Below are 20,334 nucleotides of genomic sequence, written 5' to 3'. Positions count from 1 at the left end.
TCTTTCACAAAAACAATCAAGAAAAGGGAATTACAAATTCCAAGGATAGTGTACTAAGTTGAAATTGCATACTTCTCCCAGTCAAGGGCATTTATGGCTTTTTTAGTCAAAGGAAAAACTAAATTCAAAAGTAAAATCTATATTGAAAGCATGAGCTCCAGTTTGAAAGTTTCATTTAGTCCAAAGAAAGAACAAGTCACTGCAATCAAAGAATGGTTGATTGAAGAAAACCACCTCTTTGCTGAAGAAGATTTTAATGGATTCTTCTGCAATTGGAATGTTATCCAATCACTCTTTGAAAAACAACAAATGGCAGTCGTCCTATTAGACAGAGTTCCTATAGGTTTTGCAGTTTGGTTTGACTCATCGGATTTCACTGCAACAATCGACATTGTTGAAATCCACCATAAATATAGAGGGATGGGATATGGAAAAATACTCATTGACCATCTTATAGAGTACTTTAGAAGAAGGGGTATAGTTGCTATAGATTTGCAATGTGCCCCCGTAAGTTCGAAAACTTATTGGAAAAGCCTTGGTTTTACTGAGTTTGAAGATAATCCTCGAATTAATAAAGATTGTTATAAGTTATTGATTCCAATTAATGAAAATTATCCACAGGATAACGACTTAGATGAAGTTATTGAAATTTGGGATATTGATTTCTATAGTGCAGATAATTCCCCTCCAAAGTGGAGTTGGGCAGTTAAGTTTATTCATGGGACTAACAATCTTCTTGTACCAATTATCCTACCTGGTCATTATGATTGGAGAATTCGATGGAAAAAAGACGGGAATATCTTAATTGATCAAAAAGTCAAATATTTTGGAAAAGATGAAATTTGGTATGCAGGTTATATTATCCTGAGATCTCTAAAAATTTAGATTTTCGAAGTGTAAGCCGAAGTCACACCTCGAGCTTACCCCTCAGATTATCTACTCTATTGGTCACAGTATATTCTTTTTATAATATTCTAGTAGGTCTTTTTCGAACTGTGAACTATCAAACCACTTTGAATAGTTAAAACTTTGGTATTCTTTAATTTCTCCTGTTCTCTTATTTATTCGATTTCTAGTATTTACGTAGGAGTTTTGAAATAATTCTAGAAAGTTTTTCCATCCATTATTCAGTATTTTGTAATCCCGTTCAATATTAACTTCATAATTATCTATGATATCTGGTTTAAAGAGTATAGTCATAGCTCGTATTTTCGCATAAGTGTTTAAATCGACTCTTTGATTTGGGTTATTAAGCTTATTCATTTTTTTGAAACATAGAAATCCATAATAACTATTATCTAAAGATTCTTTGTCAGTTAGTTCTTCAAAACCTAAATCTTGCCTAATAAATAATTTCTTCTCTCTGGCCTTTTTCACTTTCCCATTAGAGCAATAGAACAATCTGAAGAATAAATTTCTTTCTAAGATACTTTTTTCAGAGATATATCCATTAAAAATTCCATCTGCAAACTCACCTCTTTTTCTTTCATATAGCAATCCATAATTATCGAAAAGATGCTTTTGGATTTTTACTTGTAACTCGTCATTAGATATTTTATCAGCATTTATTACTGGCGTCTGTTGGTTTGTTGCGTTCGATATATTTTTGATAAGATCTATTTTATTTTCATGATTACTATTTTCAAGTAACGTTATTATCTTAACTAATACCTCCTTGCTTTGAAACACCTTTTCGACGTCATTTTCAATATTTTCTTCATATATTCGGCTTAAAGTATAAGAAGTTTGACCGCCATTAATTATTTGTGGATTCTTTACAATCAATTGAGCCTTATTCTTTTGCCCAATTCTTTCATTAATATATGTTTCATCAGACAACATTGTTACACCATTGTTAAATAGAGCAAACTCATTCGTAGTATTTTCGATAATAGTTTCTTTGATTGCATTATTTACTTTTTTCCCCTCATGTCCAAGGTAACTTCTAGGATTATATTTTAATATAGAGTTCTTATACTTGTACATAATTCGTCCCAATTCTATTGTTGGAACAAATAATACAGTTATTTCACATTCTCCTTTATCTGTAAGGACTGTATAACTAATCTTGCTGCCAGCATTTTTATTACTTAGATCGATATTGATTCTCAAGTCAGATGCTTGGTAAAAAGTCCCTGAAATTACTGGAAAAACTAAATCTTCATAGCAACGGTGAAAATCAAAAACAGTAGTAGCAAATCCTCCAGTCAATTTCCTTAAATCACTAGGTTTGACATCTTTTAAATTTGCCAGAATTATTACTTGGTATGAATACCTCGCTATATCATCTATTGATGAAATTTCTCTTTGTAATTGTTTTATTTTCCCATTGTATTCATTTCCCTCTTCATCAGTGGATTCTCCATCTAATATTCTATTAACGTCCATTACTAAGATTTCTGTTAGATCAATTTGTTTACTTTCAAAGTTTTTATCGGTCATTCGAAATTTGGACTGGATAAAAAAAATGGTTTTACTTTCCGAATGAATGTAGTATCCATCTATTCCTCCGTCATAAGAACCGTCTGTTATAAAATGTTCTCTTTCTTTAAAATTGAGAAGTCCAAAATTGACTTTAAGATAAAGATGAATAAATGCTCTTGCTCTTGATTGATTCTGTTTTTCAGGATCAACTGTTCTCGGATACTTCTTATTCATTGAAGCAGGAGCTTCCTTAACAATTGTATCCAGAATATTAATCAGTGTTTGATATTTTGTCATTCTTAAAATTGCTTCCAATTTAATTATAAGTTGATTTCCCCATACTTTGCCTTTTACAATAGAGTGACAAGTCTGGTTTGATTACTTTTATTCTAGCAAAAACTAAAACTAAAAAACTCCCTTTTTCCAAAAAATACCCCACTTGGGGTATTTTTCACCAAAACCCCACAAAAAAAAAGCCCTCCAATCGAAGGGCTTCCTTAATTTATTGAATAGGGTTTAAACAACTTATCGCAATTTCTTAGCTTCCTTAATTTAAGAACTTTGAATGTTTAAATCCACTGTTTATCCAAATTTGAATAGGTTCTTTTCTCTTTCATATAACATTAGAAATGTTTAAGTCCCCTAAGGTTGAGTGTTATTGTAATTATTTGCTTTTCAAAAGATTATCTGCATCGGACGGACCTTCTGGCCATTTTAAGTCCATTACAAGCTCCTTTGGACTTACTTTAAGGGCCATGCAAATCTTATACATGTTTTCAATGGAGGGTTGGGAATTGTTTTTACACCATTTTGATACTGTGGTTTCAGAAACACCTACCAATTTTGCTAAATCCTTATTGTCTAGACCATGATCTGCTAGAAGACTAGCAATCCTATAAACCTTTTTTCCCATCATTAATTACTTCTGAATAAAAAATACAAAGCAAATATAATGATTGTAACTAACTGGCATTCAGTCAATTATTTAACCTTTGGTTTTATAAATTAAACTAATGGTTAAATTATTTTGCTTATAAGTTAAATTTTTATCACTTTTGAATAAATTAAACAAATAGATTAGGCCTTATGTTTTTGAAGGCTTTCAATTAGCGTACTAAGCTCGGCATAGAAATCTGGTAAATTTCATTCCCTTGAGCTTAAGTGATGCGCCTACCTCTTATATTTGTACTATAAGGGTGGCGCTTACTTAATAATCTGCATGGGAATTTACATTTGTAAATGGGTTTACCAGAGCCTCTATGATGCGGATTAAAGTAAGTTGTCACCCTTTGGCACTTTACTTTTTCCAGATAAAAATATAAAATCTTATTTGTTCTTATGAGGAGCTAATCAAGGATTGAATAAACTTTAACTGTTTAAATTTAGTGAACAAACATGTCCGAATTTGATATTATATTTTCTCGCAAACCAAAAAATCCTATTTAAGTCGCAAGATGGTAGTAGATAGTATCAAGACTCGATTTTTGTCCTGATACTAATACTTATCCCATAAATCGATACCGTGAATAATAACCGCTATTAAACCTATTGTTAAAAGAGTAGTGAGTAAGGAGTCTTGAGTCATGAGCTTTGTTAGGGATTGCGATAAAGTTCTGTTTATTGGTAAAACAATAATCTTTTGAGGCTATTACCAATTGTACTGCTAACAGAAAACGGTATCAAATTTTTACATAACGGAGTACATAGGCAAAACGAGCTCAATACTCAATACTATATACTCCATACTACAATTTCGTTGGTTGCATTCGCCTGGGGGACGCCCCTCGCGTCTTGTAGGGCAGCCTGGCCTGGGGCTTTATAAGCACTGGGATTTAATCAATTTCTTATAAATGTAGAAGGGTTGAAAAAGACACTAGACATCAGACGCTAGATGTGAGACTTAGTTTCGTCTTCGTCACTGCGAAACCTCGGTCATTGAGCCTGTCGAAATGTTAGAGGTTGAAGCAGTCCCGTCTTTGGAATAGGAGATTGCCGCAGTCGTCCTGTCGGCCTCCTTCGCAATGACGGGTTTGAGGGGGGGCTCGGCTCCGAAAACGAATCTTTAATCTTGGCTCTTGCTACTAGCATCTGACAAGACTCAGCGTCTTGTCCAAACACTTTCTACAAAACCGCATTTTAAGCATGAAAAAAACAACGTTCACATGCTTCCTGGCATTGTTATGCCTTTTTGGAAGTAAGCTATATGCCCAAGTTGCTTCACCTCACACCATCCCGGGAGAATCACAGGGTGCTCCGTTGGTGGTGTATGTTGAAGTAAGGCAAAAAGACGCCTACCGCATGGACTCTCTTACGGTTACAGTGGAAAGCAGTCAAGAAACCGGGGCATCCAGGGAGAGTACCATCCCATTGAGAAGTGGAAACTTCTTCGAGGGGGTATTTCCTGGCAGCGAGGGCATTGCCCATATCGTCACAGAAAACCTCAGCCAGCCTGCTTACCTTTCCCTTGGAACGGAGAAAAGCCCATTTCTTAACCGCTATGTGGTGTTTCCTGGGGACAGCATCAAAATACAGCTGGACACTTACCGGAACCAAGTGGTATTTGCAGGGCCCTCTGCCCCACTCTTCCGCTGCCAGCGCGAGCTTCACCTGCTGATGGCCGAACGCAGCTTTGCTACCGATATCCGTATGGGATTCAACAGCCCCGCAAACCTGGAAACCTATCTTTCGAAGGAAGGTAAGCGAGAGCAGTTCGTGCAATCCCAAAAGCAGTTCGGCAGTCATACCCATATCTATGTCCGTAAGGAGCAAGACCTCGCCATATTGGAAAACACGTTCGGGGACGGCTATGAAGACAGGGTTCTGGAGGTTATTACGCGCTATCAGGGAATATTGCCAGCTGACAGGCTGCATATCATCAAGGCCAACTACCTTGGGAGATTACGCTTCTCCCGTCTCAAGGCCTTTAATAATGCCATCGCCTACGCCCTCCGCTCAGGTGACCCAGAGCACCGAAAAGTACTTGCAGTATTCTTTAAGGAGCATGACAAGGCAGATACCATCGATGACTTACCGGAACAGGCCATCATCAGTTCTCCCAGTTACCAGCAGTACCTGATTACCAGGGCCAGATCCTATGCCTACCTGCATGGCACTTCCATCTTTGCCCAGATCAGGGACATGCCGAATGGCCCGGTAAAGGACCATCTGGCAGCCCGGTACATCTGTGAAGAATTTGACCACTTGGAAAACGGTGACCTAAAAACAAAAGAAGCCTTAACCTTTATCAACAGCCCCAGACCTAAAGAGGCATTGGAAGCATTACTTTCCTCCCTTGGGCAGGGACAGGTTTTGCAGGGAGCGGTATTTACCGGATTGGATGGAAAACCAATGGACCTCTCCACCTTGAAAGGAAAGGTATTGTTGTTGGATTTTTGGTACACTGGCTGCAAGGCCTGCATCAATTTCTTCTCCAGTAGGATTTCCAAAATAGAGGAACACTTTAAGGAGAATCCTTCATTTCAGATGGTCTCCATCTCTGCCGATAAAGACCGCGCAAGATGGGTCAGAAGCATTGAAAGCGGGAGGTACACCTCCCACAATGCACTCAACCTCTATACCGGTGGAAAAGGTTTTCAGCACTCCTTTCTCGATGATATGAATATCAGCGCCTTTCCACGTTTGATCCTGGTCGCGGATGACGGAACCATCCGTCAGGCAGGTGGCCTCAAACAACCCTTGGAAGACATGATCAAGTTGATCGAGGACGCCCTACCCAATAAAAACTATTCAGACACTTTAACCTTACAATTATGATAAAACATCTACACACCTACCGCTGTATATTACTGACAGCCATGCTGTTTCTTCAATTTTCTGGAACAGCAATGGCACAGGATACCCATCCGCTTTACGGAACGGTTATCGCCCAGGATACCGGGAAAGGCCTCCCCGGTGCCACTGTACTTTTGGAGGGCACCAATCAGGGAACTGTAACCGATGCAGATGGTCTCTTTACCCTTGCTGTGAAAAAAGGATCCCACCGGATTACCTTCACTTACCTAGGTTATGAAAAAATGAGTTTGGAAGTAGCCGTTCCCCTTGAAAGTCCTTTACAGGTATCCCTTTTTCCTAATGGATTGGATTTGGAAGGCGTGGAAGTGCTCTCCACCGGCTACGCCTCCCTCCCCAAGGAGCGGGCCACGGGGTCCTTTGCCCAAGTGGACCAAAAACTGTTGAACCGCAGGGTATCCACCAACCTATTGGACAGGCTGGAAGATGTCACCTCAGGGTTACGCTTCAACCGCGAAGGCCCGGGTGAATCCATCAGCATTCGTGGAAGGAATACCCTCTTTGCCAATACCGATCCCCTGATCGTCATTGATAATTTCCCCTATGACGGGCCGCTCGAAAGTATCAACCCCAATGACGTGGAAAGCATCACCGTGCTCCGGGATGCAGCGGCCGCTTCCATCTGGGGGGCTCGGGCAGGAAATGGTGTCATTGTGATCACCACGAAAGAGGGAAAGTTTGAAAGTGGCACCAAGGTCTCCTTTAACTCCAATGTGACAGTTAGGGAGCAGAATGACCTCTTCTACCTTCCCAAGATGTCCCCGGCCGAAGTAGTGGACATGGAGCAGCTCCTTTTCGACCAGGGCTATTATGAATCCGCGGAAACCCGCAGCAGCCATCCGGCACTGTCCCCGGCAGTGGAAACCCTTATTGCAAGTAGGGACGGACTGATTAGTGGGGAAGAGGCTGACCAAAGACTGGCCTCCTATAGACAACACGATGTAAGGAACGACCTGGCAAAGTATTACTACCAAAGTCCGGTCAACCAGCAATATTCCCTACAGGTATCCGGAGGCTCAAAGGGACACCGTTATATGGTTACATCCGGTTATGATAGGAATGCAGAAAATGTGGTGGGAAATGATAATGAGCGGATGACCTTGGGGATGAAAAATTCCTGGAAAGGTGCTGATAATAAGTTTACCGCTGCCTTGGATGTCTATTATAGCAGGAGCAAAAGGTCTACAGGCACAGCAGTTCCTGAGCCTTATGCCTACGAAAGCTTGGCCGATGAAACGGGAAGTCCCTTACCCGTCATCCACGGGTACAGCAATCGCTATATCGAGAGCATACACGACGCAGGCCTTTTGGATTGGAGATTTATCCCATTGGACGAAATCGGCCTGTTACAGCAAAAAAACATTTCTTCCGATTACCGGATCAATGCCCAAGTGGGCTATGAACTGGCAAAAGGCCTGCGGGCTTCCCTTCTCTACCAATACTGGAAAAATGATGCGGTAAGCTCCGACCTCAGCACCATGGACACCTATGTGACCCGCAACTATATCAACCGCTATACCCAGATGGCCGAGGATGGCAGTCTCTCCTATCCCATTCCTATGGGCAGCATTTATGACAGGATCTCTGGTACGGGACAAAGCCATAATGGGAGGATCCAACTGGACTACAACCGGAAATGGAACGGGATACACCATGTCGTGGCCCTTGGAGGATTTGAAATCAAGGACAGGCAGTTTGATGGCCACAGCAGCCGGTACTATGGCTATGATGATGAGTTCGGCACCAGTGAGCCAGTGGATTATATCAACCGATATACCAATTATGTCACGGGTGGAACCTTGCGCATTCCATCCGGGGAGGGACATTCAGGCACTACCGACCGTTTTGTCTCCTATTATGCCAATGCTTCCTATACTTACGGTTACCGCTATACCTTCACGGCCAGTGCCCGTAAGGACGCCTCCAACTTGTTCGGCGTGGAAACCAATCAACGTGGCGTGCCCCTATGGTCTGCAGGAGGATCCTGGACAATCAGCAATGAAGCATTCTATGATACCGGTTTCCTTCCTTATCTGAAACTCCGGACTACCATGGGATATAACGGTAATATTGACAAGGCTCTTACCGCCTTTACCACAGCCACCATGCTTTCAGGGGCCTACAATTCACTTTCCGGTCTTCCCTATGCCCAGATCAGCAGTCCTCCGAACCCTTCCCTCCGATGGGAAAAGATACAGGTTTGGAATATAGGACTGGACTTTGCCACCAAGGAAGATAGGATCTCCGGCACCTTGGAGTATTATATCAAAAACGGCCGTGACCTGATCGGTGACATTCCCCGGCCTTCTTCAAGTGGATTTACCGAATTCCGGGGCAACTTTGCCGCTACCAGAACGCAGGGCATTGACCTGCAGCTCAGTTCAACGAACCTTACCGGAGCACTTTCATGGCGGACCGATTGGCTGTTCAGTACAGTCAAGGAAGAAGTGGTCGAATACAGCGAGGAGGCCACGGCACGGAATTATATGGCCTATTACGGCACCTATCCTTTTGAGGGAAGGCCGCTCTATGGGGTCTATAGTTATTCCTGGGCCGGGTTGGATCCGGATACGGGTGCAGCAAGGGGCTATCTGGACGGGGAACCCAGTACGGATTATGCAGCCATCCTTGCCGAAGCCTCTCCCGAGGGCATTACCTATCATGGCCCTTCCCGGCCAAGTGTATTCGGGGCTCTTAGAAACACGTTTGGCTATAAAGGACTTTCCCTTTCTTTCAATATCAGCTACCGAATGGGCTACTATTACAAACGGGGCTCGGTACAGTATGATGATATCCTTTCCGGCCTACAGGGCCATGGGGATTTTACCAAAAGATGGCAGCAACCTGGTGATGAAATCCGAACCAATATCCCCGCGCTTCCTTCCAATAAGAACAGTAACAGGGATCATTTCTACTGGCATTCGGAAGCCTTGGTGGAACGGGGCGACCATATCCGCTTACAGGATATCCGCTTGGCCTATATGATGGATAAAAACAATATTCCGGGCCTGCCCTTCAGTCGGATGGAGGTATATACCTATGCCAACAACCTGGGCATTCTCTGGAAAGCGGCCAAGGATGATCCATTGGATCCTGATTACAGAACCACTAAACCATTGAAAAGTATATCCTTGGGAGTAAAAATAGATTTCTAATCTATTAAAGACATAGCTCCGTCCGCCAATTATTTATGTTTAACTATAAAAAAATCGAATTATCTGTATGAAAAACCAAGGTGGGCGGGGCTTATTTATGGAGAGTAAAGAAAAAAGAGCAAAGAAGAAAGTAGGCTCACTGCCTGCCTGCTGCAGACAGGCGAAACCAACGCAAGAGGGTGTGGCATTCTCCTCACTCTCCTACCTACTGACTATTGAATATTAAAAGAAACGGCTTCGTCCACCAACTCAATTTATGTTTAGTTTAAAACAAATTGTTTACAGGGTGATACTAAAAAGGCGGTGGGCGGAGCTTGTTTTTGAGTAGCAAGAATTATAAAGAATAGAACAATGGTAAAAGATGAAAGCAGGCTTACGTCACTGCTAATCCGACGCAGGAGGATGTGGCAGTCTCGAATCCTTTAAACGTCATTGCGGGGGTGAAGAATGAATCCGAAGCAATCTCAACTTCCATATACGGGATTGCCACAGTCTCCGCCAGGCCTGCCTGACGTCAGACAGGGCAGATCCTTCGCAATGACGGGTTGTAGGACGGCCTCTATCATGTGAATCAGTCTTTTATCTAGCGCCTGTCCTGATGACTATCGGGGTCTTGTATCTAACATCTAAACAGAGTCCCTTACCGCCACTTTCTTCATATGTAAATCATACAACATCATCGTATGCGCGGGAAAAGTTTCCAGACGGGAAACCGGGACTCTTTTTTAGAAGAGACATTAATACGTCACTGCGAGTTATTGGCCACTGAGCTCAGCCGAAGTGTCCAATGCCGAAGCAGTCTCGATTTATTAATATGGGATTGCTTCATTCTGACCATTTGGTACTTTGGCCAGGCCTACCTGATGGCAAGATAGGCTCAGCAACCCAATTGGCCTTCATTCGCAATGACGGATTTCAGAAAGGCCTCGCTACCGAAAACCAGTCTTAAATCTCAAATCTCTTGACTCATTATTAACGACTAAATTCTACAAATATGAAATACAAACTCAAACCCATACTTACAATTATGATCATCAGCATCGTACATTTATTGAGCTCCTGTGAGGAGTTCCTGGATGAAAAGCCTGAAAAAAGCATTGTCGTGCCAGAAAGTCTCGCAGACCTGCAAAAGCTGTTGGACGCTTCCAGAAGGGACATGAACGACGGTCCCGCCTTGGGACTTCTGGCTGGGGACGAACTGGTCACCACAGACAACGGTTTCGGATCCTATTCCACAGTGGAACAGAACACCTATATTTGGAATAAAAGCATTTTTGAAAATTACGGTTTTGAATGGACCGTGTTCTACCAGCAGGTATTTTATGCCAATGTGGTCCTGGATGGGTTGGATGAACTTTCCCGAGATGATGATCCTATGGAGTATGACCATGTTCGGGGCAGGGCATTATTTTACCGGGCCAATGCCTTTTACAACCTGCTCAGCCTGTTTTCCCCTGCCTATGTCCCCGGCCAAAACGATGGGGCTTTGGGCATTCCATTACGCTTAAGTCCAGATATAAACCTGGATGCACCTAGGGCCAGTTTGGCAAATTCCTATGAAAAGGTCATAGAAGACCTAAAGGAATCTGTAACCCTATTACCGCAGATGCCCGATTACAAAAGCAGGCCCAGCCAATGGGCCGCCCATGCCCTGCTCTCACGAGTGTACCTGTCCATGGGAGATTATCCCAATGCCCTTAATTATGCGGAAGCAGCTCTATCCATTGAGGATGACCTATTGGATTTCAATGATCTTGACCTTGAAGCCACCTATCCTTTTGAACAGTTCAACAATGAGGTCATTTTCCACAGCGAAATGGTCACCCACGGCTTCATCCGCAACAGCAACACTGTTGTCCTACCGGGAATATATGGAAGTTACGGGGAAGATGATCTTAGAAAACAGTCCTTTTTCCGTGAAAACAGTTTCGGGATGGACTTCAAAGGAACCTATACAGGAACGGTCACCTATTTTTGCGGGCTTGCCACCGATGAGCTTTACCTCAACAAGGCCGAATGCCTGGCCAGAACCGGTGACTTTGACAGCGCGAGAGAAACCCTGGACGGGCTATTGGTGAAACGGTATTTATCAGGGACTTATGAAGGCATCCAGACAGCAGATACTGATCTATTGGCCCTTATACTGGAGGAAAGGAAAAAAGAATTGTTGTGCAGGGGAACACGGTGGGTAGATTTAAGGCGCCTCAACAGGGAAGCGGAATCTGCACTTACCATAGAGCGGACGGTGGATGGCCAGTCTTATCGCTTGGAGCCTGGGTCGAAAAAGTATGTATTCCCCATTCCTCCTGACGAGATCAATGTCAGCGGAATAATACAGAATGAAAGGTAAGGAACTTAGGGGATTGGAAAAGAATGTAATAATGGTCAAAAAATAGTGAGGATCATATCCTCATTTAAACAAAGGGGCTGCAAAAACATTGACAGCCCCTTACCTACTATCCATTAAGGATTGGTCAATTCAAAGGTACCTGGCTCAAGTGCCGTTGAGCTCTCATCATCCTCTGCATAAATACAATCATACTCCGACGCATTGCATTCATATTCCGAGGGGCTTAGTTGGCTGACATCATGCCATGCCACAATATCACCGTCCTGATCCCTCTCAGCTCCGAAGCCATTCTGAAGATTGGTCGGAGTTGTAAATGCGAATGCCGCAACCATGGCAAGGAGAAAAACCCCACCCTTTACTAAATTTAAAACACTATTTTTCATAGTTTTATGGTTTAAATATTACAAATGTATCCGGGCGTTTCGATCGTTGTGTTACGCTTGACAATCTTTTGAGAGGAGCGTCCGGTTTTCTCCCCTACCGTTGCCAGGCAAGTACCTTGTACCTTCACTGGCCGTACATTTTTTCTTTCTTTGCTTTGTTATGAAAAACTCAATTCAAACCTACTCGCGGGAGTTTCCCGTTGTGCTGGCTATATGCCGATGATGTTAATTTATTTGTATAACTGGTTGACCGTGCTGGCCTAGATTTGCAATCTGGGTCCATAAATAATAGATATTTGCAATGCCACTTTCCAGACTTGAATACAACAGCTAAATCCTTGGCCAACTAATTTCCTACAATTGCTTTGCGCTTCTTGAACGACTGACTTTTATAGATCCCTATGAGGTTGAGTGCCATAAAGCATAGATTAAAAACCAAGTGCTCTCCCCAGCCCAATGCACTTAGTACTCCCCCACAACTGCAGGGGACCCGATCAAAAATCCCCATTAGTACAAGAAAAATATATCCAGTAAATACCGTTAACAGTCCAAGGCTTACCCAAAGGGCCGGGCCTACCGTCCTCCTTCCGAGCAGCAGAATGGCCAGGGCCAATTCTGCCGGGGGCAGGAAATAGAGTATGATAGTGCCCAGCCACTCAGGGAATACCTGATTGGACATTGAGATGCGGGTTGCTTCCCAATCGTACCATTTACTGATGGCCGTATAGGTGTAAAGGAAGGCCAGTACGTGGGCCATGATTTCCCTATGGTTATCGGCAATAATTTTCAGTGTTTTGGACAGGTACATAGGCAATTTTTCCGTTGATCTTGATTTTAAGTTAGCAGACCTGACAATTACATTAAAACAATTCCAACAAAATATTGCACTTTTTACCTAAAGGACTTCATATGACATATTTCCGTAACCTGCTAACAATTGCCGACAGTCAAAATTGAATTAAACAACTGGTTTTCTTATGTTTACTCCTAATGCTGTATGTATGGTTTTTCACCCCTCCCCGGGGTGCATGTGAAGTTTTTGCCTATGGAAAGATTTTTGACTGCCGAAGAGCTTAAAAAGGAATTTGATCATTATTACCGCCTTGACATATCGGTGTACGAGCAATTGGTCCCCCATCTTCCCCTGAAAAGCTACCCGAAAAGTACGGAACTAAAAGGTACAGGGGAAACCGAACATTATGCCCGATATGTATTCAAAGGGGCAGTTGCCATGCTCTACCCTAGCGAGAGTGGCCGTGATTTTAGGGTAAGGATATTTAAAAAGGGTATGGTGGCCACCCATTTGGAAAGTTTCACCCATCAGGTTCCCTCTCCATATATCATCAAAACCCTTGAGTATTCCGTGGTGCTGGAACTCAGCACCATTGCAGAAAAGCACGTACTGGACAAAATACAAGGTGTCACCAATCTCTCCACAGCCATCAACAGGGGCATTGCCCAGGACTATGAGGCCTGGCACAATATCTTTAACCTGCCCTTGGAGGAAGGTCTATTGAAACTGGCCACCGATTTCCCATATGAAAACGGAAAATTGAGCATTAAGGACAAAGGACATCTATTCAAATGTTCAGTTTCAAAAATGAGAAGGACTTTAAAAAAACTGGGATTGATGGGGTAGTAGCGGCCGGATATTTACCCAAAAATGTCCTATGACATTCATCAGTAATCAGGGAGTACTTTTTTTCTATAAGCTTTGCTAATCAAAATTGCCCTTCCCTATTTTAAAGCAAAGTGTTGGGATTGTTTTATCTCCATGAAGCCTTCAATGGCCATTATTTTATTACCACTACAATTTTTATTACAGATGAATTACGAAACTTTGAATCATGGGACTGCAGTTCCCTTATTGAACCCCAGTTATGAACCTGTTTCAGAAAGGGTTTATGAGTGGGCAAAAAGAAAAGGGCTTTTTATAGATGAAAATGAGTTTAGGTGCTGCCGCTCCCAAAAGCTGAACAAATTTGCTGCACGACTTTTCCCCAAAGCGAGCAAAGTGGAATTGGAACAGATCATGAGGCTTTTTCTCATACTATTTTGTCTGGACGACAGGGCGGATCAATTAAAGGGCAATATCAGGGTTCAATTCTGGAAGGAGCTGCTTCACCAATATAGTGCTATCAAAAAGAATATTGCATATACCGGCACAAGTGCCATTATAGAGGTCTTTCAAGAGGTCCATTGGGGATGGTTCCGACAATGTGCAGCTGATAAAGAGTTAGGAGTCAGACTTATCAATTATGTTCGAAAATTCCTAAAGGCAGGGCTATGGGAAGCCAAGAACCTGGCCACCAATACATCCCCTACTGTTATTGAATATTTTTCACATTTAAAACACTGCTCTGGGGCTGGAATTGCCATTGAATTACTGGCTTACCTCAATATTTACCCTTTTGGACGTCTTGTCCACCATCCCCATTTGGCACCTTTGTACCAGACCATTGTAAACTTGATCTGCCTCTCCAATGATTTGTCCTCCTATGTAAAGGAAGCAGCAGCAGGTGATTTCCATAACCTGATCCTGCTCAAAGAACAACAGTACAGAATCTCAAGGGAACAATCCATTGAAAGGGTAAAGCAGCACCTGGCCTTTCATCAAAAGATCTTTTTGAACCAAGTTCAATTGGTTCGGGAAATCCCAAATGTCTCTCCATCCGAAATGGAATTATTGGTAAAAGCCATCAACGAACTATTGAAAGGAATGGAACTTTGGGCCAGGGAAGATACGGGAAGGTACAAATAGAATTATAATCAGTTCAAACCAACTAAATAATTTAAAAATGAAATCAATGTCCATCTTATTTTTAAGCCTATTTCCCCTGTTCCTTATGGCCCAGCCAACATTGAAAGGAAATATGGAAAGTTCATTTAGGGAATACATGCCTTTTGATGGTTCCTACATTACGCTCAAAAACAACAGTTCCATTCTGTTGTATGATATGGAAAACCCTTCCCGTCCCCATAAGATAAATTGGGAACCACAATTGTTCAACACGATACCCTTTCAGATCCAAAGCGGACATTGCCTGGAAACCTCAGGGGATAATTATTTGATCAAGGATATTGCGAACAATAATACCGTATTGAAAGTAAGGGTTTTATGGGAATGGAGTAAAAATGGAGGAATTGCCCAATTGAACTATGAGGGAGAAAGAGACTTATCCTATCTATATTTTGACTTTCGTGGCGAACCAATCGACACCTTAACCAAAACAGACTATTTCCGATTTTTTCCCAATGCAGACAAGGGCTTGTTTGGATGGTTTAGTATACTTGGCAGGAATTCTGGAATGCTTCCCTTTTCTGAGGGACTTGCAACCATCAAAAGTCCAAAATCAATCTTTGGCTACATGGACAAATCCATGGCGATGAAGATCGCTCCCCAATTCCTGAGTGCAGGGAGTTTTTATGAAGGGCTGGCTTCTGTTCAAAACAAAGAGCATAAATGGGGATTTATTGATAAAGAAGGTAAAACAGTCATACCATTTAACTACCATGCCCAACCCACCCGCTTTTCATGTGGCATGGCACGGGTTACGGACAACAAAGGCAAACAGGGCTACATCAACCCATCAAATGAACTGGTGATCCCAGCGGATTATACCTATGCCACCCCCTTTTACAAAGACCATGCACTAGTAAGAGAAGAGATCAACAGTCCCATTCTTTTGATCAATAAAAAGGGTAAGATTGTGGAAAAGTATGATTCCAAGTATTATTATTTGGACGAATATAATTTCGAGATTCCCCTTCACTATGAAACCGAAAAGTTTTCTCCAACGCTCAGGCAATTAATAGATACCGGTAAGGCCATTTTCAGAAAAGAAGGACGTTATGGCCTGATAGCTATTCATGGGGACATTATTCTTGATTTCAGTTACGGAGCACTGAAGGACTATAAAAACGGATTAATGTTGGCCAGAACAACAACTTTTGAAAACGGAAAAACAGTGGTCAGGGACGGGCTGATTGATGAGAGTGGAGAGTTTCTGTTTTTGTTTCAGGAGGGAGATGGATTTTAACTGTTGAATTTTGTTTTATTGAATGTGCATCAAATGGAAAAAAATAAACACCAAGAAAAAAATCAAATATTCATAGTTTATGGGAATCTCAGAAAAATAAATTAGAGTAATTGATTTATACAATTACAGTGTTGAAACCCAATTTAATGAATCATAAAAATACCATTTTTATGGTATTTTTATTGAATTCAAATATGCTTAACTTCACTATAAAATTTCAATAGAACATATTGAAAAACCAGAATGCCTTTATGGGATAATCAGCCTTAAGTTGTTTAAAAGCTGCTATTGTTAATGATCTAAATTATTACTTGGAAGGAGTTTACTCTCCATTACTTTCAATTAGCCTTTTAAACAAATATGAAAGCTTCAGATAGAAATTGGGGCATTGCCGGTTTTAACAATGCAATCATCATCGATTATTTGAATAAGATAATAGAATATTCAGATGAGCAATTAATATTTTATACCAAGGGCAAATCAAGAAGGAGATATTTTTCAAATGCCTTCATTTTGTTGGCCGTTCTGGGTTTTTCATTTAGTCTAATCTTACCCATTCTGAAAGGCCCTTCAGATGAGATTTGCATTTTTAATCAAATTGTAAATTATTATTCAATAGGTTATTTATCCTTGGCATTAGCAAGTGTAGCCTTACTACTTGATAGATTATTTGGACACTCTATGGCATGGATGAGGTTCACTTCGGTAAAGATGCAATTGGATAAGATAATTGCTGAGTTCAACGGCAAATGGATACAGCTTTTACAGAGTATTGATGTCCAAAACCCAACATTGGAACAGAAAAATGAATTAATGACCATATTGCTTGCCTTTGATACAACTATAAGGGAAACAATCATTACTGAAACAGAATCATGGAAAACCCTATTTTCTGAACAATTACAATCATTTAACAGTAAAGTAAATGAAGAATTAAATTTATCAAGAGAGCAACTAAAAACCAATAAGGAAGAAATAAAGAAAAACATCAAACAAAAAAATGATGAAGAAAACAAGAAAAACCAACGAGGTGCCCTTCTCATTGAATTTGAAAAAGAACAAAAAGCAAAAGTCACAATATCTCTTAAAGGAGCAAGTTTGACCAAGACTTTAGCTTTAGACGAATCCAATTACTCTTGTTCATTTGATAACCTAAAATTGGGAAGATACCTATTGACGATGACAACTCTGGATACAGACAAAACTAAGACAATCGAGAAATTTGTTTCTATCAAAGAAGATGAAATCGTTGAAATTAAACATGATTTCAGAAACAAAAAGGAAAACTAAAACCTTCTTCCGGGTATTAAGGTCATTGATTTTTCCTTACGCCCACTTTGCCCAAAGCTCTTACTTCCACGGCATACACCCCAAATTCTTCCACTACCTTGCCATGTATCCTGTAGAACCCTCCTGAGTGGATGGGGTACTGTTTGAGTACTGGTGGAAAATGCCCCCTGTCCAACCTATCCCCCTTCCTGTACAAAAAAGTACCTAGTTCCTTGCAATTTCCTGTATCTAATTGGATAGGTGCAGCCATAATAAAATATTTCCATCACTTGAAAAATTGTTCCGGTGCCGGAACAGCCATTTAATTGGTTCGCTATCAATAGGCCTATCCTTTTTGCGCACACCTCCTTCAGCTGTCCTTTTGTTAAAGGATATTTCAGAACCAAGATCAATTGGTTCTGAAAGCCCAAAATGCCACTCTATCTGAAAAGAAATTATTGTTAAAAGCAACAGAAGAGCTATTAAAAGGAAAGGAGCTTTGGGTAAGGGATCATACTGGGATGGTATGCTAAATCGATAAATAACTCCTTAAATTTTTATTTTTATTCGAAAAATTTATTATACTCAAAACTATATTTACTTGATTAAAAACAAGCCCACGTTGATCCTAATCATGAAGAGGAATCTTATCTATTTCCTGGTGTTGTCTATGATTATCACCAATGCTGGATATATTATATATTATAATCCAAATGATATACTAACCGCTATGCAAATAGTTTCCTATTTAGGTTTATTGATATCCATATTTTTATTGATTTCAGTCTTCTATTTTGTATTGGTGCTAAAAACTAAAGTTTAAATGATACATTTTTTTTAAAATGTTTTAGATCTACAAAATCTAAACTGATTTTAGCCAATATCCTGTCTCCGTCCATCCTGTCATAGAATAATAAAACTTTTTAACGCTTTGGCCACCTCAATGGGGTAATCCGATTCCAAAACATCAGCTCCCTCTTCAAATACCTTAATATAGGAATCAAATTGCTCCTCTTTGTTATCCATTTTATCATAGCTGGGAGCAGCAGAGATCATGACCAGCACACCTTTGGCGTGCAGCTGATCATAAAGGGCTTGATTTTCTGGCTTGCTCATGGGGCCGACATACGCCATAATCTGGCTCCAAGGGATACCTGCCTCCTCATAAGAATTGAATTCGGCTTGGTTGCGGATAAAGGCCGAAAACATAAAATCAGGGTGTTGCTTCAAATAATAACTTGCTTCACTTGGATCATGGACCGTGATCATCACATGATCAAATGCATTGAGTCTTTTGACCAAAGCTACAGTCATCTCCATGGGAACATCTTTATGATCAAGGTTGACTATGGTCTTTCCCTTGCTCCATAAAATTACTTCTTCGAGTGAAGGGATCTTAAGATCAGTCAGAATGCCATTAACATCCTTCAAACATAACTGTTGGGCCTCTTTCCATGAAATGTCCCTTAATTTCCCATGTCCATTGGTGGTCCGTTCCAGACTGGCATCATGCATCAGCACAATAATGCTATCCTTGGTTAACCTGGGGTCAATTTCAAAAAAAACTGGGGTATGTTTCAAAGTATTGGCAAAGGCCTCTATGCTGTTTTCAGGATAACCACTCTCCTTTCCTCCCCTATGCCCACTGATTAACGGACTATTCCTTCCCGTATAGGTGAAAAATTCATGAAGCTCTTGGGCCGTAGCAAACCTTAAAAAGTTACGTTCACCATCTTCACTTGATTGACCATAAGCACCAAATAGGTTTATAAAGAGACAAAGAAGAACTCCATGGATTACTTTTATCGTTTTCATTATATACAATAATTTGAACAAGGGTCAAAACACTTTGAAACAATGGTTATAAAAGTGTTTTGACCCAAGGTTGATATGTTGATTTAACTAGATTCCCTAATCAAGAGAAATGACCACCTCACTGGCCGATCTATTACCCGTTTCTGTAACCAATATCCGGTCATCGGTAAGCTTGATCAATCGCCAATTTTCCACACTATTTACCAGTGCTGCTGTCTGCACCTGAACGAAGCCATCCTTATCGTTTGGATAGCTTCTGATAATATCCTTATGGTGATGGCCTGCAACTACCAGTTTACAAGAAGGGTGTTTCTGGAGGACCTTGTAAAAGGCATTTTTTTCGCTCACCTTGGCGCCAAATGGAATATGCATAAATATGATTTCAACATCATCCTGGGAAGCGTTCAACTCATTTTCCAACCAATATTCCTGTGGTTTGCTAATATAGGGAACATCAGTATCGTCGTCGTCTTTGAATTCATAAAAGCTATCATCCAGAAAGATCAGTTTATATTGGGTCTTCCCGACCTCGAGCTTTTTGCTATAGTAGGTCCCATTTTTAAAATCCTCAAGATTTCTGATCCACAGGGCACGGGCCTTTCCAGTATGGTACTGATGGTGCAACAGCTTATACTCCAATGAATCGTCCCACTCAAAGGTAAAGGTTTCATGGTTGCCCATGGTCAGGTGGATAGGCACATCATATTCATCCAGCAATTTTGAAAACTGCCTTGTCTGGATATCCAGGATGGAGCCATCCCCTACTTCAGATTCAAAGAAATCAATCAGATCTCCCGTGGCCACTACCATATCACTTTTGGTTGTGGCCGGTACTGTTGAAAGGAATTCCCTCAACCTGCCCTCACCCAAGTGATAATCTTTCTTTTGGCGGTAAACCATCATTTCCTCAATATAGGCCTCTGGATTAAATATAACATGCAGATCAGTTATATGGAGAATCGACACAGTATCCTTCTGTGCCTTGACTTCTCCAAATACCAGTATCAAAAAAAGCATGGCAATTATCTTGAAGGTTACTATTCTAACAATATCTCTTACCATTAAATTATTTTCCATTTTTGTTAAAG

At 41.1% G+C, this 20,334-nt stretch carries 16 protein-coding genes; 9 read left to right on the top strand and 7 right to left on the bottom strand.

Going from position 1 to position 20,334, the window contains the following annotated elements; genetic code table 11:
- Positions 1–93: 93 nt before the first annotated feature.
- On the top strand, positions 94–885 hold the full coding sequence (locus JL001_RS16990) for an N-acetyltransferase (protein ID WP_200978301.1): 792 nt from the start codon (positions 94–96) through the stop codon (positions 883–885).
- Positions 886–948: 63 nt separating this feature from the next.
- On the opposite strand, the gene JL001_RS16985 is transcribed toward JL001_RS16990, so the two are convergent.
- Positions 949–2,739, bottom strand: a complete 1,791-nt coding sequence (locus tag JL001_RS16985; RefSeq protein WP_236252865.1) for an AIPR family protein — start codon at positions 2,737–2,739, stop codon at positions 949–951.
- A 349-nt stretch (positions 2,740–3,088) separates the two neighbouring features.
- Positions 3,089–3,340: a helix-turn-helix transcriptional regulator gene (locus tag JL001_RS16980; RefSeq protein WP_200978299.1), complete on the bottom strand. Its 252-nt coding sequence runs from the start codon at positions 3,338–3,340 to the stop codon at positions 3,089–3,091.
- A 1,226-nt stretch (positions 3,341–4,566) separates the two neighbouring features.
- On the opposite strand from JL001_RS16980, the gene JL001_RS16975 reads away from it, so the two are divergent.
- The 4 genes from JL001_RS16975 to JL001_RS16960 all read left to right on the top strand — a co-directional run bounded on the left by JL001_RS16975 (position 4,567) and on the right by JL001_RS16960 (position 11,739).
- Positions 4,567–6,198 (top strand): thioredoxin-like domain-containing protein, encoded by a 1,632-nt coding sequence (locus tag JL001_RS16975; protein ID WP_200978297.1) that lies wholly within the window; start codon positions 4,567–4,569, stop codon positions 6,196–6,198.
- Entirely contained in the window at positions 6,195–9,389 is a 3,195-nt protein-coding gene (locus tag JL001_RS16970; protein ID WP_236252864.1) for a SusC/RagA family TonB-linked outer membrane protein, read from the top strand. The genes JL001_RS16975 and JL001_RS16970 overlap by 4 nt, the downstream gene beginning before the upstream one ends.
- 787 nt (positions 9,390–10,176) lie before the next feature.
- Positions 10,177–10,338, top strand: coding sequence for a hypothetical protein (locus tag JL001_RS16965; protein WP_200978295.1), 162 nt, complete (start codon positions 10,177–10,179; stop codon positions 10,336–10,338).
- A 45-nt stretch (positions 10,339–10,383) separates the two neighbouring features.
- A complete protein-coding gene (locus JL001_RS16960; RefSeq protein WP_200978293.1) occupies positions 10,384–11,739 on the top strand; it encodes a RagB/SusD family nutrient uptake outer membrane protein in 1,356 nt (451 codons plus the stop codon).
- Positions 11,740–11,852: 113 nt separating this feature from the next.
- Here the strand turns inward: JL001_RS16960 and JL001_RS16955 are convergent, their stop codons facing one another.
- Together JL001_RS16955 and JL001_RS16950 are read right to left on the bottom strand one after the other, a co-directional pair.
- Positions 11,853–12,071, bottom strand: coding sequence for a hypothetical protein (locus JL001_RS16955; protein ID WP_200978285.1), 219 nt, complete (start codon positions 12,069–12,071; stop codon positions 11,853–11,855).
- Positions 12,072–12,468: 397 nt separating this feature from the next.
- The gene (locus JL001_RS16950) at positions 12,469–12,930 is read right to left on the bottom strand and encodes a MauE/DoxX family redox-associated membrane protein (RefSeq protein ID WP_200978283.1); all 462 of its coding nucleotides are present in this window, start codon (positions 12,928–12,930) and stop codon (positions 12,469–12,471) included.
- Positions 12,931–13,167: 237 nt separating this feature from the next.
- On the opposite strand from JL001_RS16950, the gene JL001_RS16945 reads away from it, so the two are divergent.
- From JL001_RS16945 to JL001_RS16930, 4 genes are all read left to right on the top strand, one after another.
- The gene (locus JL001_RS16945) at positions 13,168–13,761 is read left to right on the top strand and encodes a Crp/Fnr family transcriptional regulator (RefSeq protein ID WP_200978281.1); all 594 of its coding nucleotides are present in this window, start codon (positions 13,168–13,170) and stop codon (positions 13,759–13,761) included.
- Between the two features lie 186 nt (positions 13,762–13,947).
- Positions 13,948–14,883, top strand: a complete 936-nt coding sequence (locus tag JL001_RS16940; RefSeq protein ID WP_200978279.1) for a terpene synthase family protein — start codon at positions 13,948–13,950, stop codon at positions 14,881–14,883.
- A gap of 46 nt (positions 14,884–14,929) precedes the next feature.
- Positions 14,930–16,162: a WG repeat-containing protein gene (locus JL001_RS16935; protein WP_200978277.1), complete on the top strand. Its 1,233-nt coding sequence runs from the start codon at positions 14,930–14,932 to the stop codon at positions 16,160–16,162.
- A gap of 360 nt (positions 16,163–16,522) precedes the next feature.
- Positions 16,523–17,452 (top strand): SLATT domain-containing protein, encoded by a 930-nt coding sequence (locus tag JL001_RS16930; protein WP_200978275.1) that lies wholly within the window; start codon positions 16,523–16,525, stop codon positions 17,450–17,452.
- 22 nt (positions 17,453–17,474) lie between these two features.
- Here JL001_RS16930 and JL001_RS16925 read toward each other — a convergent pair whose 3' ends face one another.
- The 3 genes from JL001_RS16925 to JL001_RS16915 all read right to left on the bottom strand — a co-directional run bounded on the left by JL001_RS16925 (position 17,475) and on the right by JL001_RS16915 (position 20,323).
- Complete coding sequence (locus JL001_RS16925) at positions 17,475–17,702, bottom strand: hypothetical protein (RefSeq protein WP_200978273.1); 228 nt, start codon at positions 17,700–17,702, stop codon at positions 17,475–17,477.
- Positions 17,703–18,334: 632 nt separating this feature from the next.
- On the bottom strand, positions 18,335–19,246 hold the full coding sequence (locus JL001_RS16920; protein WP_200978271.1) for a glycerophosphodiester phosphodiesterase family protein: 912 nt from the start codon (positions 19,244–19,246) through the stop codon (positions 18,335–18,337).
- A gap of 96 nt (positions 19,247–19,342) precedes the next feature.
- Positions 19,343–20,323, bottom strand: coding sequence for a metallophosphoesterase (locus tag JL001_RS16915; protein WP_200978269.1), 981 nt, complete (start codon positions 20,321–20,323; stop codon positions 19,343–19,345).
- Positions 20,324–20,334: the final 11 nt, after the last annotated feature.

It is taken from the genome of Echinicola sp. 20G (assembly GCF_015533855.1).
Classification (GTDB): domain Bacteria; phylum Bacteroidota; class Bacteroidia; order Cytophagales; family Cyclobacteriaceae; genus Echinicola.
This window is presented reverse-complemented; position numbering and strand designations above follow the sequence as displayed.

Bases quoted from the DNA above. Each gene is read 5' to 3' on its own strand.
- JL001_RS16950 (WP_200978283.1), bottom strand. From the start codon at position 12,930: ATGTACCTGTCCAAAACACTGAAAATTATTGCCGATAACCATAGGGAA.
- JL001_RS16935 (WP_200978277.1), top strand. From the start codon at position 14,930: ATGTCCATCTTATTTTTAAGCCTATTTCCCCTGTTCCTTATGGCCCAG.
- JL001_RS16980 (WP_200978299.1), bottom strand. From the start codon at position 3,340: ATGATGGGAAAAAAGGTTTATAGGATTGCTAGTCTTCTAGCAGATCAT.
- JL001_RS16930 (WP_200978275.1), top strand. From the start codon at position 16,523: ATGAAAGCTTCAGATAGAAATTGGGGCATTGCCGGTTTTAACAATGCA.
- JL001_RS16925 (WP_200978273.1), bottom strand. From the start codon at position 17,702: ATGGCTGCACCTATCCAATTAGATACAGGAAATTGCAAGGAACTAGGT.
- JL001_RS16965 (WP_200978295.1), top strand. From the start codon at position 10,177: ATGCCGAAGCAGTCTCGATTTATTAATATGGGATTGCTTCATTCTGAC.
- JL001_RS16940 (WP_200978279.1), top strand. From the start codon at position 13,948: ATGAATTACGAAACTTTGAATCATGGGACTGCAGTTCCCTTATTGAAC.
- JL001_RS16945 (WP_200978281.1), top strand. From the start codon at position 13,168: ATGGAAAGATTTTTGACTGCCGAAGAGCTTAAAAAGGAATTTGATCAT.
- JL001_RS16970 (WP_236252864.1), top strand. From the start codon at position 6,195: ATGATAAAACATCTACACACCTACCGCTGTATATTACTGACAGCCATG.
- JL001_RS16975 (WP_200978297.1), top strand. From the start codon at position 4,567: ATGAAAAAAACAACGTTCACATGCTTCCTGGCATTGTTATGCCTTTTT.
- JL001_RS16955 (WP_200978285.1), bottom strand. From the start codon at position 12,071: ATGGTTGCGGCATTCGCATTTACAACTCCGACCAATCTTCAGAATGGC.
- JL001_RS16990 (WP_200978301.1), top strand. From the start codon at position 94: ATGGCTTTTTTAGTCAAAGGAAAAACTAAATTCAAAAGTAAAATCTAT.
- JL001_RS16960 (WP_200978293.1), top strand. From the start codon at position 10,384: ATGAAATACAAACTCAAACCCATACTTACAATTATGATCATCAGCATC.
- JL001_RS16915 (WP_200978269.1), bottom strand. From the start codon at position 20,323: ATGGAAAATAATTTAATGGTAAGAGATATTGTTAGAATAGTAACCTTC.
- JL001_RS16920 (WP_200978271.1), bottom strand. From the start codon at position 19,246: ATGAAAACGATAAAAGTAATCCATGGAGTTCTTCTTTGTCTCTTTATA.